1 protein-coding gene is annotated in these 610 nt (G+C 69.2%); it reads left to right on the top strand.

What is annotated here, in order from left to right; all coding sequences use genetic code 11:
- The coding region (locus ACFP56_RS21755) for a M20 metallopeptidase family protein (RefSeq protein WP_379238598.1) at nt 1–610 on the top strand (610 nt) is incomplete at both ends.

Here is a 610-nt window from a genome sequence, read left to right as displayed (position 1 = left end):
GCCCTCCCCCTGCACGAACAGAGTGGCGTGGCGTTCGCCTCCACGAACGGCGCGATGCACGCCTGCGGACACGACCTCCACATGGCCGGGACGATCGGCGCCGTCCGCCGATTGGTGCGGCGACGGGAGGATCTGGCCGGCACCGTGGTCTTCGCCTTCCAGCCCGGCGAGGAGGGTTACGGCGGCGGGAAGATCATGATCGACGAGGGCGTCCTGGATGCCGGGGGTGTCCGCGCGTCGGAGTGCTACAGCATCCACGTCTGGCCGACGGTCCCCGCGGGTCGCTTCCTCACCCGGACGGGCGCCATCATGGCGGGCCTGAACGAGCTGCGGGTCAGCATCGCCGGGGTCGGCGGACACGCATCGGCTCCCCACCTCCTGCGGGACACCGTCCCCGTCATGTCCGAGATCGTGATGGCGCTCCAAAGCTTCGTCTCCCGGCGCGTGGATGTTCACGATCCGGTCGTCCTGAGCGTCACGCGGATGAACGCGGAATCGGTCGCCATCAACGTGATCCCCGAGAGATCAACCTTCGCGGCATCGGTCCGAACGCTCTCGCCGCACTCCGTCGCGCTCCTGGCCGACGAGCTCCCCAAGCTCGTGCACGGCA

The sequence above is a fragment of the Paenibacillus septentrionalis genome, from assembly GCF_042659865.1.
In the GTDB taxonomy this organism is placed as follows: domain Bacteria; phylum Bacillota; class Bacilli; order Paenibacillales; family Paenibacillaceae; genus Pristimantibacillus; species Pristimantibacillus septentrionalis.
The sequence above is the reverse complement of the archived record's forward strand: the minus strand, read 5'-3'. Positions and strand labels throughout refer to the sequence as shown.